The organism is Enterococcus sp. AZ109 (genome assembly GCF_051714625.1).
Classification (GTDB): Bacteria; Bacillota; Bacilli; order Lactobacillales; family Enterococcaceae; genus Enterococcus_A.
In genome coordinates this window covers 512747-525724 of record NZ_JBIOSF010000002.1, presented here as the reverse complement: position 1 = coordinate 525724, position 12978 = coordinate 512747, and the positions used below count along the sequence as shown (strand labels likewise).

Annotated in this window: 12 protein-coding genes; 10 read left to right on the top strand and 2 right to left on the bottom strand. The window is 41.5% G+C overall.

Features of this window, described 5'->3' with window-relative positions; genetic code table 11:
- The 8 genes from IGI42_RS19150 to IGI42_RS19115 all read left to right on the top strand — a co-directional run bounded on the left by IGI42_RS19150 (position 1) and on the right by IGI42_RS19115 (position 9757).
- On the top strand, positions 1 to 1752 hold the full coding sequence (locus tag IGI42_RS19150; RefSeq protein WP_438717624.1) for an ABC transporter ATP-binding protein: 1752 nt from the start codon (positions 1 to 3) through the stop codon (positions 1750 to 1752).
- Positions 1752 to 3539, top strand: coding sequence for an ABC transporter ATP-binding protein (locus tag IGI42_RS19145; protein WP_438717623.1), 1788 nt, complete (start codon positions 1752 to 1754; stop codon positions 3537 to 3539). Before IGI42_RS19150 ends, IGI42_RS19145 begins: the two co-directional genes overlap by 1 nt.
- Positions 3540 to 4108: 569 nt before the next feature.
- On the top strand, positions 4109 to 4969 hold the full coding sequence (locus IGI42_RS19140; RefSeq protein ID WP_438717622.1) for an ABC transporter ATP-binding protein: 861 nt from the start codon (positions 4109 to 4111) through the stop codon (positions 4967 to 4969).
- A 123-nt stretch (positions 4970 to 5092) separates the two neighbouring features.
- Entirely contained in the window at positions 5093 to 5845 is a 753-nt protein-coding gene (locus tag IGI42_RS19135) for an ABC transporter permease (RefSeq protein WP_438717620.1), read from the top strand.
- 42 nt (positions 5846 to 5887) lie between these two features.
- Complete coding sequence (locus tag IGI42_RS19130) at positions 5888 to 6616, top strand: LytR/AlgR family response regulator transcription factor (protein WP_438717619.1); 729 nt, start codon at positions 5888 to 5890, stop codon at positions 6614 to 6616.
- Positions 6617 to 6620: 4 nt separating this feature from the next.
- On the top strand, positions 6621 to 7892 hold the full coding sequence (locus IGI42_RS19125) for a GHKL domain-containing protein (protein ID WP_438717618.1): 1272 nt from the start codon (positions 6621 to 6623) through the stop codon (positions 7890 to 7892).
- 285 nt (positions 7893 to 8177) lie between these two features.
- Entirely contained in the window at positions 8178 to 9071 is an 894-nt protein-coding gene (locus tag IGI42_RS19120; protein WP_438717617.1) for a helix-turn-helix transcriptional regulator, read from the top strand.
- A 56-nt stretch (positions 9072 to 9127) separates the two neighbouring features.
- Positions 9128 to 9757, top strand: a complete 630-nt coding sequence (locus IGI42_RS19115) for a GyrI-like domain-containing protein (RefSeq protein WP_438717616.1) — start codon at positions 9128 to 9130, stop codon at positions 9755 to 9757.
- Between the two features lie 2 nt (positions 9758 to 9759).
- Here the strand turns inward: IGI42_RS19115 and IGI42_RS19110 are convergent, their stop codons facing one another.
- Positions 9760 to 10479, bottom strand: a complete 720-nt coding sequence (locus tag IGI42_RS19110) for a lysostaphin resistance A-like protein (protein WP_438717615.1) — start codon at positions 10477 to 10479, stop codon at positions 9760 to 9762.
- A 100-nt stretch (positions 10480 to 10579) separates the two neighbouring features.
- On the opposite strand from IGI42_RS19110, the gene IGI42_RS19105 reads away from it, so the two are divergent.
- Positions 10580 to 11461 carry a helix-turn-helix domain-containing protein gene (locus tag IGI42_RS19105; RefSeq protein ID WP_438717614.1) on the top strand — a complete coding sequence of 294 codons (882 nt, stop codon included), beginning with the start codon at positions 10580 to 10582 and terminating at the stop codon, positions 11459 to 11461.
- Positions 11462 to 11614: 153 nt separating this feature from the next.
- Here IGI42_RS19105 and IGI42_RS19100 read toward each other — a convergent pair whose 3' ends face one another.
- Positions 11615 to 11764: a hypothetical protein gene (locus IGI42_RS19100; protein WP_438717613.1), complete on the bottom strand. Its 150-nt coding sequence runs from the start codon at positions 11762 to 11764 to the stop codon at positions 11615 to 11617.
- Between the two features lie 147 nt (positions 11765 to 11911).
- Here IGI42_RS19100 and IGI42_RS19095 point away from each other — a divergent pair, with 147 nt between their 5' ends.
- Positions 11912 to 12910, top strand: coding sequence for a LacI family DNA-binding transcriptional regulator (locus tag IGI42_RS19095; protein WP_438717612.1), 999 nt, complete (start codon positions 11912 to 11914; stop codon positions 12908 to 12910).
- The last annotated feature ends 68 nt before the right edge of the window (positions 12911 to 12978 follow it).

Here is a 12978-nt window from a genome sequence, read left to right as displayed (position 1 = left end):
ATGTCGATTTTTAGGAAATTAAAGTGGTTTTTTATAGAAGAAAAACGGCGCTATACGATTGGGGTAGCCGGTCTAATCATTGTAGCCATTTTTCAAGTATTCCCGCCACGAATTATTGGGATTGTAATTGATGAGATTGATACAGCTGGGTTTAGTTTGCAGCGGATCTTTTTCTGGACAGCGATGCTGGTATTGACCGGAATCGGGCAGTATACTTTTCGCTATATTTGGCGCACTAACATTTGGGGCGGGGCGGCTCGCTTGGAGAAGCTTTTGCGTCAACGATTATTTAATCACTTTACTAAGATGGATGCCGTCTTTTATCAGGGGCATCGTACCGGTGACTTGATGGCTCATGCCACTAATGATTTAACAGCGATTCAAAATGTCGCAGGGTCAGGTATTTTGACCTTTGCCGATTCCTTTATTACTGGTGGCGCAACGATCATAGCGATGGTGCTATTTGTAGATTGGCGATTAACTTTACTGGCTTTATTACCTTTACCTCTTTTGGCTTGGGGCTCGAAAGTATTAGGACAAAAACTACATGACGCATTTCGTGAATCACAAGAAGCTTTTTCTTCTATTAATGATAAAACCCAAGAAAGTGTTACCGGTATGAAGGTAATCAAAACCTTCGGACAGGAAAAAGAGGATATTCAAGACTTTACTGAAAAGATCGATCAGGCGATTGTGAAAAATCGTAAGGTGAACTTTTTAGATGCGTTGTTTGATCCCTTGATTACGGTGATTGTCGGTTTTTCTTATGTGATTGCGATTGCGGTGGGTGGCATGTTCATTTTGCGCCAGACGATTACCATTGGGCAGCTGGTTTCCTTTATCAGTTATATCGGTATGCTGATTTGGCCGATGTTTGCAATTGGCCGTTTATTCAACGTATTGGAGCGGGGGAATGCCAGTTACGATCGGGTGTCGGAATTATTAGCCAAAGAAACCAATATTGTGGAGCATCACAATCCCATCAAGCTGCCTGCTCGCGGCGAAATTCGTTACGATTTGCAGGCATTCAACTATCCGGGAGACGATAAAACAGCTTTAGAAGATATCCATTTTCGTTTGACGGATGGTGGCACACTAGGAATTGTTGGGAAAACCGGTGCCGGCAAAACAACCTTGCTAAAACTACTTTTACGGGAGCAGGATGACTATCAAGGACGTATTTTATTTGGCGGTTACGACATCAAAGAATACACGTTAAGCGCTCTTTTGGACTCTATTGGCTATGTACCACAGGATCATTTCTTATTTTCAATGTCGATTCGTGAAAATATTCGGTTCGCTGATCCGACTTTTTCTCAAGAAAAAGTGGAACAGGCGGCTGATTTGGCAGCAATCCATGAAGACATTCAGCAGCTACCAAAAGAGTATGACACCTTGGTAGGGGAACGGGGCGTTTCTTTGTCAGGCGGACAGAAGCAACGGATTTCGATTGCACGCGCATTGATCGTGGGACCTGAGCTGTTGATTTTAGATGATGCGCTTTCAGCAGTGGATGCCAAGACGGAAGAGCAGATTTTGGCGAATATTAAAGCCTACCGCCAGCAAAAAAGCACGATTATTGCTGCCCATCGCTTAAGCAGCGTTATGCATGCCGATGAAATTATTGTGCTGGATGAGGGACGTATCTCGGAACGTGGTACCCATGAAGAATTACTGCAATTAGGCGGCTGGTACCAGCAAATGTGGATCAAGCAGCAATTGGAAGCAAAAATTGAAGGAGGGGAAGACTAATGGAAAAAACAAAAACGACCGAAACGTCGATTCCCTTAAAGGAACAAGTAGGTATTATCAAGCGTCTATTTGTTTTTGCCAAGCCTTTTCGCATGACCTTCTTTTTAGCGATTGGTTTTGCGTTGCTACTGGCAATTATCAACGTACTCCTACCGCGAATTATTCAAGTCTTCATTGATAATCATTTAAGTCAGCAATCAGCTACTACCAATACAATTCTATTTTTTGCCGGTTTGTACTTTTTAGGAACGGTAATTAAGGCCGTAGTCTGGTTTTACCAAGGCTTTTTGTATAATTACGCTTCCTTGAAAACCTACCAACATATTCGTATTCATTTATTTAAAAAACTTCATACGCTAGGAATGCGCTACTTTGATCGCGTACCAGCAGGCTCAATTGTTTCTCGCGTGACCAATGATACGGAGACCTTGTTTGAGTTTTGGCAAGTATTTTTGATGGTGTTAACTGGAATCTTCGCAGTAGTTTCATCATTTCTGGCCATGTTCCAAATTAATCAGTCAATTGCTTTGATCAATTTGATTTTTTTACCGATTTTACTATTTGTGATTGCGTATTATCAAAAGTTCAGTTCACGAATTTACCGCACTATGCGGGAGCGACTGAGCCAGCTAAATACTAAGATTAATGAATCGATTTCTGGCATGTCGATTATTCAGCAGTTTAAACAAGAAGCTCGCTTAAGTCAGGAATTTGCTGATATTAACGAAGAATACTTGGAGACACGTCAAGCCATGATTAAGGTGAATTCATTATTATTAGCACCAATTATTAATTTACTGTATATCTTAGCAGTGGCACTTTCATTGACTTTGTTTGGAGTCCGAGCAGCGATTACGCCGATTGAGGTAGGCTTGATCTATGCGTTTACCAGTTATGTACAAGCTTTTTTCCGCCCAATGACCCAGATGATGGACTTTTTAAGCACCTTCACCGATGGACTAGTCGCCGGCAGTCGAGTGCTTACAGTTTTGGATAACCAAGAAACAACGCCGGCTCAAAAGCCTAATGCCGATCAAAAAATTGCCGCCGGAAAAATCGAGTTTCGCAATGTCTCTTTCTCCTATGATGGTGAAAACAACGTGTTGAACAATATATCATTCACCGTAAATCCAGGTGAGACAGTAGCATTAGTCGGTCATACCGGTAGCGGGAAAAGTTCGATCATTAATGTTCTGCTGCGGTTTTATGAGTTTTACGAAGGTCAAATCCTAATTGATGGCCATGATATTCGTGAATTTCCTATGGAAGAATTGCGAGAAAAAATGGGTCTGGTACTGCAGGATGCCTTCATGTTTTATGGCAATATTGAAGACAACATTCGCTTGTTTAATCGCAGCATTAGCGATGTACAAGTTGAGGCGGCTGCGAAATTTGTTCAAGCAGATCCCTTTATTCGTCAATTGCCGGGCAATTATCAAGCTAAAGTAGTAGAACATGGCGCCAGCTTCTCCAGTGGACAAAAGCAGCTGCTGTCCTTTGCGCGAACTATGGTAACGGAACCGAAAATATTGGTGCTGGATGAAGCCACTGCCAATATCGATTCTGAAACAGAAGGCTTGATTCAAGAAGCACTAGCCAACATGCAGCAAGGCCGTACGACTGTCGCCATTGCCCATCGTTTGTCCACCATCAAAAATGCCGATTTGATCTTGGTATTGGATAAGGGACGGATTGTGGAACAAGGCGATCACGAAGCTCTATTGCAGCAAAACGGCCTTTATGCCGACATGTATCGACTGCAGGCGATGAACCAGGGGTCAAATTAACCATTCTAATGGAGAGTGTGACAGAAGTATTCAGTTCCGAGAATAAGCCAAATATCAGAAAAAAACTTCTCCTATTTTTATGATTATTCGGCTTGTTTCCGAAAGAACTACTTCAGTTACACTGATTATGCGGTTTTCAGTGTGTGGCTGTGACATAAAATATCACAGCCACACACTTTTTTATCGGCACTTCCTGAGTAACTTAGACATGCCTTTTCCGCTTCTTCTTGCATTGTTTCTTTTCCCTTTTGACAGGTCTTGTGCGGTATTTTTAGGCGCACCACTAGAATCTTTCGGCGTTTCCATTTCAAATAAGGTTAAGTGGTGTTTTTTTACCGCTGACATCTTTTTAAGGAGGCACTAGCTATAAATTCGGTGAGTTGGTGTTCATCAGAATGGAGATAGTTGTCATAGGGGTTGAAGATTTGGTTAAAGGCTCAGGTTTTTTCAAGAATTGTATTTGTTAACTACCACTTACTACATGTTTTACGGCAGATTACGACAAACTAGAAAATTTGATACTTTTTTCTGATAGATTTTTCTTAAGGAAATAGCTTAGGAGGGATACAATGGAGCACATATTGAAACTGACTGGTTTGGCTAAAAGCTATGGAAGTCAGCTGATCTTAACACAAGTTGAGCTGGAGCTGCAGCCTGGAGAAGTTGTCGGGCTAATCGGGGAAAACGGCAGTGGTAAAACGACTTTAATGAAAATGATCTTGGGATTCACTAAGCCGGATCAGGGTCAGATTAATTTCCGGTGCACGAAAGAAAATAAAATCGGGTATCTTTTGAACTGTCAATTTTTTGAATATCTAAGCGGCTACGATAATTTGAAGGTGTTGCAACAATATTTTTCGCAACCTCTTCCAGCAAATCAGCAGGACCAGAAGATCCGCCAGCTGTTGGCCTTTGTTGGTCTGTCGGTGAATAACAAACGAGTTAAGAGTTATTCCTTTGGCATGAAGCAGCGCTTAGGCTTAGCATTGGCATTGATGAATGCACCGGATTTTCTTGTTTTAGATGAACCATTTGTCGGTTTAGATCCTGTGGGAGTAGAACAATTTGTGACTTATATTCAGCAGTTGAGTCAAGAAGCCGGCAAAACAATCCTGATCTCTTCTCATCAGCTGGCGGAAATTGAGCGGGTATGTGATCGCTTTGTATTAATCGAAAAGCAAACCTTGGTGGAAATCCCTCCTTCGGAAAAAGAGCAGGTAATAATTGTGATTCGTCGACCGGATAAACTGCTGGATTTAAAGCTGGCAAACAGTATTCAAGTAAGTCCTGACGGCTGTATCTTCAGCTTTGAAAATCGGAAGGATTTGCTGAATGAGACGCTGCAGGAAATTTATCAGCACCAGCTGGAGGTATTGGATGTCCGACTGGAAACGCCCGGATTATCCGCATTTTTCGAAAAGAAACGGTAAGTTATTTACAATCAGAAAACTGATTAAACCAATGGTAACGGTGTCTGGCTTCAAAAAGCTAGCTGTGTCTTAGTGCTCCAAAGCTTAGCAAGTTCGCGAAGCCTTTTTTATAAGGAGGCAATCATGAGTAATATTATAAAAGTCGAGCTGTACAAAATGTACAAACGCAAAGTTTTTGTCGCTTTATTAATCCTCAGCAGTTTTTCTTTGCTGTATTCGCTGGGGGTGTTTTTTGAGTGGGAGTTTGTTGAAATTTCAGGAAGAATCGATCTTATCACCTTTTACACGGTGATGTGGTCGCTGTTAATGATGCTAGGCATACCCATGATCATGTTTTCTTTTTATGCTGCCAGTATTTTAGGCGGAGAGATACAGGAAGGACAAATTCTGCTAGAGCTTAGCAGTGCAAAGCTCCGCAAGAAATTGGTGGTGGGCAAATTTATGGCCATTGTGTTGCTGATTGGTCTTTGCTATGTCTTGAATTTTTTATTGTCCTCGTTGTTTTATGTCCTGTTCATTTCCGGTACGAAAGTAGGATCCACAGCCTTTTTTTTCCTCCAGTCCTATCATTTTGTGCTGATCATGAAGAGCTTATCAGGCTTTTTGCTATTGGTTTTCTTAGCAGCGCTATCCTTTGTTTTTTCCATCCGCTTTGGCGTTTTTCGTTCGGTAATTTTTGGGCTGGTGATTTATATGGGATTGAAGGTATTGATGTATCTGCCGACAATTAATCGCTGGATACCGGGATTTTTGGTTTTGTATGATCAAGCTGACTTTTCTGCAGGAGTGATGCTCTACCAGTCGGGTCTGTTACTTGTACTGACAGTAGCAGTGATTTTGTATGCGGCTGAAATATTCAGACGAATGGATTTTTGAGGGAGCTTGTTTGGTATAATGGTGAAAAAAGTGAGGTGTGTCATGTATAAAATTGCCTTGTGCGATGATGAAAATCGGCTGATCAGCCAGCATGAAGAATTGATTGAAGCCTATTTTGCTTCCTTACCGGCAAATGTTGAAATTGATTGCTACAGCTCAGGTGAATCGTTACTGAAACAGGTGGAGCAGCAAAAGGCAGTCTATCAGATTTTATTTCTGGATATCGAGATGGCCGGAATGAATGGGATTGAAACGGCTCGCCAGCTGAGAAAAATTGATAAAGCTATGCTGATTTGTTACGTCACCAGCTATTTAGAATATACTTTGGAAAGCTTTGAAGTGTCGCCTTTTCGTTATCTACTGAAGCCGTTGGATCAAGAAAAACTGGCAGCAACCTTAGCTGCAGCCCTGAAAGAAATTGAACTGGGCCACAATTATTTGTTTATCAAAGCGGGAAAAAACCAGCTGCAGCTGCCGCAGGATAAAATCCTCCTGCTGCAAAGTGAACTAGGCCGGAAAATTCGAATTACTTTAGCTGAAAGAGATGATATCAGCTTTTACGGCAAGCTGGCAAGTCTCAAAGAAGCGCTGAATCCTTTGTTTTTTGTGCAGGTGAACCAAGGAACCATCATCAATATGCATGCCATTGACCGAATTCACGAGGACGTGATTACTTTAAAAAATGGGGAGCTGGTTAGTATCAGCCGCCGGCAAAAGGCTGAATTTCGCCAGGCCTATAACCAATTTATTAAACGCTGGATAGGGATGTGAGCCTGTGTTAACAATTGTTGTTTTACTAACCCTGCTACTGAGATTTGCGATGGTTTTTGCTTACAGTATCACCTTTTTGCAGCAAAAACATACAAATAAAGTAATGATTATTGTTAGCAGCGTGATTTTTCTGCTTTCCAATATGCAGCTGTCGGATCACGGCAGCCAATATTATCTCAATATCGCCGGGGATCTAGGTATTGCCTTAATTGTTTTTGGCTTGTTTAATGGAACGCTGCTGAAAAAAATCTTTCATTATCTCTTCTTAATGATGTTGATGACCTGCCAAAACCATTTACTGGGTTATCTGCTAAGATACGATGAAACCCCGTGGCAATTCTCCGTGGCTGGAACCAGCAGTGAGCTTTTTGTCTATTCTTTAAGTCTTCTTTCCCTGTTCTTTCTAGTTTTGATCCTGCTGTTTTATCGATTCAAGGAGGATACGGAGGTGGTCTTAAGCAATCAGGAATACCTATTGTTGGCCGGTGTTCCCTTCTTTTCCAGCGTGATTTTGTTGATAACTCAAGACGAGACACTTTCATTAAACCGGGGCTTGCTGCTGAACTTTGCAGTTTTAGCCATCAATTTACTGACAATTTTCTTCAGTAATTATTTAGTAAGAAAAACGCAAGCCCTCAATCAACAGTTTTTTTCAGCATTGCAAAATGATTATTATGAGCGACGTTTTGCGGAAATTCAGCAAATAAAAATCCAGCAACACGATCAGAAAAATACCTTGTTGGCGGTGCAGGAACTGATCAACCGGCAGGAAAACCATCAAGCTGCCATAGCCATCGCTGAGTTAATGGAAAAACCAGCCCAAACCCAGCAGCATTTTACTGACAACTGGGTAATTGATACGATTTTGACCAGTAAAGTCGACCAGATGATTAGCAAGCAGCTGCCTTATGTAATTGAGACGAGAATTCCCAGCAACTTAGATTTATCGCCAATTGCCATTGAGCTATTCGGGATTATCGGCAATGTGCTGGACAACGCCATTGAAGAAACAGCGCGTTACCCAAAGCAGACAGCTATTAAAATTAACGCCTTTTTCAAGGACAATAAGCTGATTTTTGAAGTGGTAAATTACACAGAAACAGCTGTGGCAGACTTTCAACCGGATACGGTTTTATCCGTTAAAGCGGCGGGCAGAATCGGCCTGGGCCTCAGAAGTATTAAGCAGCGGACCAAAAAGCTGGAAGGCTACTGTGATTTTTCGATTAGTAATCAAGAATTTACCGCACTGATTGTGATTCCGATAAATAGCCAATAAAAGAGCTTGAATAAAATGACCGTTTGGATAACAATTACCCCTTCTGAAACAAAAGAAAATTTTCTTAATTGCTGGAAGCTATCACCGAAGAGAATCGAGAGGCCTACCTTGTTTTACCTTCGGGCAAGCAGGAGTATTGATTTCTGAATACTTTGGGAGACCTGTATGAGGGACTACCTGATTAAGCCGGAACCTGTTAACAACAGGCCGGCTTTTTTTAATCTCTCAAAACCGTCAGCAATCTGTTACACTTAATCTAAGAAAATTAGGCGAAGGAGATGCCCTATGACTAACAGCCGTCTGTTGCAAATTTTGCTGCTGCTTTTAGAGAAAGGTCAGGTGACCGCACCGGAATTGGCGGAACAATTTGAGACCTCGGTACGCACGATTTATCGTGATATTGATGGATTGAGTGCTGCTGGCGTACCGGTTTATACTACCCAAGGCAAAGGCGGCGGCATTTTTCTTAATCAGGAGTATGTATTGAATAAAATGATCGTTTCCTCTGAAGAACAGAAAAAAATCTTAATGGCTTTGCAGGAATTGTCTTTGGTAGAAAATCGTCAGTCCGATGAATTGTTGAAAAAATTAAGCGGCTTGTTTAAAACGACGCCATCAGATTGGCTGGAAATTGATTTTTCGGCTTGGGGTTTAGAAAGCAAAACCACTTTTGATCCATTAAAGCAGGCGATTTTCAACCAGCAGCTGGTTAGATTCTCCTATATGAGTCGCAAAGGGGAGCTCGAACGGCGAACCGTTGAGCCAGTCAAACTGATTTTCAAGAATCATGATTGGTATTTGCAGGCCTTTTGCCAGCTGCGCCAGGATATTCGCTTGTTTAAGTTGCTGCGAATTAGAGCGCTGGAAGTTTTAGCTGAGACCTTTGAGAAAAAAGCGGCGCCGCCAGTATTAATGGAGCAATCAAGCTATAGTGAAGCCAAAGTTTCGATTACTTTGCTATTCGACGCTTCAATGGCTTATGAAGTTTACGAACGCTATGAAAAGGTCCTTCAGCAAGAAGATGGGCGTTTCTTGGTGACAGCGGAAATGCCCCATAATAATGAACTTTATCGCTTTTTATTGTCTTTGGGAGATCAAGTAGAAGTGGTGGCACCCACGGAGGTGCGGGAAGAATTACAGAATCGAATAAAAAAGATGAAGCAAATTTATGAAACCTGACAGTCGTTGTCAAGTTATGCCTGCTAAGATAGGGGTATAAAGAGGAGGAGATAACGATGAAACACGAATGGCGAAAAAAGGAAAAAGAATTGTACTGCGTATCCCCAAAACCGCAGGTGATCCAGGTGCCGAAGCAAACATTTATTACTATTAAAGGGGAGGGCAACCCCAACGAAGAAGCTTTCTCCGATCGAGTTGGGGTGTTGTATTCACTGGCGTTTCCTTTAAAAATGACCTTTAAGCGCATGGCGGTCAATGACAAAGCGCGACGGAAAGAATTCAGTTATACTGACTACACCATTTATCCATTAGAGGGTGAGTGGCAGACCACCAATCCCGACGATTTGCTAGATAAAGCTAGTTTCCATTACACGTTAATGATTCGCCAGCCCGGCTATATCACCGAAGAAATATTTGAAGAAACCTTGGCGACAGTCAAAAAGAAAAAGCCGCACTCTTTGTTAGATGAAATCAAATTTGTCACTTTGAAGGAAGGACGATGTATCCACGCTTTGCATAAAGGATCTTTTGATGATGAACCAGCAACCTTCGCCAAAATGGAGCAATTTGCTCAAGAACAAAAGCTGCAACGGTTGCATCCTCACCACAAAGAAATCTATCTCAACGATGCCCGCAAAACACCACCAGAAAAACGCAAAACCATTTTGCGCTTTCAAGTCGGATAAAGTTACCGCGTGGAGCCTCCCAGCTTCACGTTTTTTACGGTGTAAATGATAAAGCCGAGATAACAAACCGTCAAGATTCCCACCGCTAATAAAGTCTTTTCCACCGAACCAGCTCGGACAACCGAAGCCAAAATATCAAACAACGCATGGAAAACGATCCCGATGTAGATCGTTCCTGTTTGATAATAAAGCAGAGCAAAAACAACGCCTACTAACAAAGCATTCACTACCTGCAACAGCACTAGGATCGGAGTCGTTTCCGGATTCAATCCGCTAGCTATGTGCAGCAATCCAAATACGACACTGGAAAATAGAACCATTACCTTCAGACCCTTGTCCCGCAAAAAATAAAAGAAAATTCCACGAAACAACGCTTCTTCAACAAAACCCACCAGTAACATCTGCACCACAATCAATAAAACCGTGATCAATGACAAATCAGCATTCACTCCAAAAACTATCGGTTGAACCAGTACAACTAAAGTAATATAACCATAAATCCATTTACTGACAGATTTCTTTACAAAACCAAACATCCGCAGTGTGCGATCCTTTTTCTTCATATAATAGTAGAAGAAAACTGCTGCCATAAAAAATGCGGCAAGCTGGCAGCCAAGCAAGCCTTGCTCACTATATTGTAAAACCATCCCCATCGCTGTAAAAACACTAACTAACACCGTTAGTCCTAAAGCTAAGCCAATTAGTTTCAAATATATGCTCATTTTTTGTTCCTCCATCTTCGTTTTTTAAACTATAGCATGGCGGCAATCGAGAAAAACCGCTATAATTCCGGTATACAGGAATTAACGAGGAGAGCAGAAAATGTACGGAGAAGTGATGAAGCAGATTCGCAAAGCCAAAGGATACACGCAAAAAGAAGTCTACACCGGCGTGGTCTCCAAAACCTTTTACAGCGATTTTGAAGCCGGGAAGTACTCAGTGGAAATCACCAAGTTCCAAGGCTTGTTGAAAAACCTAGGAATCAGTTATAAAGAGTTCATGTATTTCAAGGAGACACTTGATGAGGGGAAACGGTTAGAAGATCAGATTGATAGATTGTACAAAAAAGGCAAATTTGAAGAACTGTACGAAATTTATCAACAATACCATCAGCATGCTAAAGTGGAACTAAGGTACTCAGCGATACGGGCTTATTTGCTGGTACTATTGACTAACCCCAATTTCTATCAATTTTCTCGCACACCCTTTCTGGAAATTCTAGCTGACTTGGAAAATGCTAAAATGTGGATGCTAAAGGAAATCAAGCTTAGCAAACTGGTATTGCTGTCTTTAACCGAAAGCGACAAGAAACGAGCCGATGAGCTGTTCCAGCGGATTTTGCAAGAATTGGAAAAATATCATAGCTTTGATCCGAAGGTTTATTATGAAGAAGTAGGAGATTTGTTTTTCAATCGTCTACAAAGTCTATTGATCATCAATGATATTTCTCAGGCAGAAACTGCACTTGCTCAATATCAAGAACTGGTAACACCTTCGGACGATTTACTGCTGATGATCCAGTTGCAGTTTATCACTTATTTAGTTGATCTTTATTCGAATTTCCCCGAGGTCCAATCACAATTACAGCTTTTCTTAGAACAACTGACGGCGATCCCCACCTCAGAAACCCATTTTTATCAGATCATTTTTCAGATTCACCAAGAAAAGGCGCGGAATTATTATCAGCGGTATATAGAAAAATAATATCTTGATTTTGTGATGAATACAGTTTTGGTGGGTCAAGATCCTGAAAAAGACTTTGACGAGTTAAAAAGATATGTGACCGATGAACTGAAAAGAGTGTATCATTAATAGAACCAATACCTTATCATATAGGTACTGGTTCTATTTGTGTCGCTAGTTTTTATCATCTGCCCCCCATTCCTCCAACACCGCCATTCCACTTACTTGAATGGTGGAAACCAACTCAAGTGCTCGCGATAAAGAAAGACCCGCAGCTTCTATCAAGTGTTTTTCCATCACAACTTGAAGTCTACTAGTTTTCATTTATGATTCCTCCAGATCGCTGTTTTGTCATTTCCAATTATACTGAGATTCAGATTTTTATCAAAAATTTCTAAAAACCATTTGACAAACTTCTCCAAACATCGTATCATAAATATGAAATCGATACCACAGGTGGTGGAAAACAATATGGCAACAATTAAAGATGTAGCGAAGAAGGCTGGTTTGTCAGTCTCGACAGTGTCTCGTTACTTAAATAAACATCCTTATATATCTGAAGATAAGCGCCAACGAATTCAGGCGGCGATGGACGAACTTCATTATCGTCCCAGCACTGTGGCGACGCAGCTGCGATCAAAAAAAGGTAAAACCATCGGCATTTTAGTTTCTCGTATCGTCAATCCCTTTTTTTCTCAGCTAGTTGATGCGATTGAGAAGTGTGCTAAGGCCAAAGGCTATAGCGTGCTAGTGATGCAGACTTATGATGATCGTAATGCGGAAATTAATATGCTGGAGATGTTAAAGCAACACGTTATTTCGGGTCTTATTATGTGTTCCATCGAAGGAGAGCCTCATGAAATCGAAGCGTATCAAGAATTCGGACCGATTATCCTCTGCAATGAAGAAATTCCTGGTTCTAGTTTGCCTCAGCTCTACACTGACCAAGCGGCAGCCAGTTTTGAAGCAGTGGATTACTTGATCAACAAAGGCTACAAAAAAATCGCCTATTGTACCGGGGGCACATTAACTGTCGGTGGACACGGAAATTCACGAACCGAGGGTTTTGAACGGGCAATTAACCAGCACGGTCTACCTATGAAAATCGATTGGATCTTCAAGCAAGTTCACACGATTCAAGATGGGCAGCAGGTGGCACGAAAAATGCTGGCTTTACCGGAAGAAAGCCGACCAGATGCTGTTTTTACCAGCAGTGATGAAGTGGCAATTGGCATTTTGAAGGAGTATATCCAAGCGGGTAAACACGTACCAGCAGATTTAGCGATTATCGGTTTTGATAATCAACCCTTTACTGATGTATTGGCAGTGCCGCTAACCACGATTGCTCAACCAGTAGAAGCTTTAGGTCAGGAATCAACAAACCTATTAATCGCCAAGCTGGAAGAACGAAGCTACTCAATTGACCAGTCACAATTACATTTAACGTTAATTAAACGAGAATCTGCTTAAAAGCAGGTTCTTCTAAAATAACAAATATGGTATCGATACCACAAGCGGCTAACAAAAGGAGATTACTT

Coding starts and splice junctions, on each gene's coding strand:
- IGI42_RS19100 (WP_438717613.1), bottom strand. CDS start 11,764: ATGAAAACTAGTAGACTTCAAGTTGTGATGGAAAAACACTTGATAGAA.
- IGI42_RS19105 (WP_438717614.1), top strand. CDS start 10,580: ATGTACGGAGAAGTGATGAAGCAGATTCGCAAAGCCAAAGGATACACG.
- IGI42_RS19130 (WP_438717619.1), top strand. CDS start 5,888: ATGTATAAAATTGCCTTGTGCGATGATGAAAATCGGCTGATCAGCCAG.
- IGI42_RS19110 (WP_438717615.1), bottom strand. CDS start 10,479: ATGAGCATATATTTGAAACTAATTGGCTTAGCTTTAGGACTAACGGTG.
- IGI42_RS19135 (WP_438717620.1), top strand. CDS start 5,093: ATGAGTAATATTATAAAAGTCGAGCTGTACAAAATGTACAAACGCAAA.
- IGI42_RS19150 (WP_438717624.1), top strand. CDS start 1: ATGTCGATTTTTAGGAAATTAAAGTGGTTTTTTATAGAAGAAAAACGG.
- IGI42_RS19095 (WP_438717612.1), top strand. CDS start 11,912: ATGGCAACAATTAAAGATGTAGCGAAGAAGGCTGGTTTGTCAGTCTCG.
- IGI42_RS19145 (WP_438717623.1), top strand. CDS start 1,752: ATGGAAAAAACAAAAACGACCGAAACGTCGATTCCCTTAAAGGAACAA.
- IGI42_RS19140 (WP_438717622.1), top strand. CDS start 4,109: ATGGAGCACATATTGAAACTGACTGGTTTGGCTAAAAGCTATGGAAGT.
- IGI42_RS19115 (WP_438717616.1), top strand. CDS start 9,128: ATGAAACACGAATGGCGAAAAAAGGAAAAAGAATTGTACTGCGTATCC.
- IGI42_RS19120 (WP_438717617.1), top strand. CDS start 8,178: ATGACTAACAGCCGTCTGTTGCAAATTTTGCTGCTGCTTTTAGAGAAA.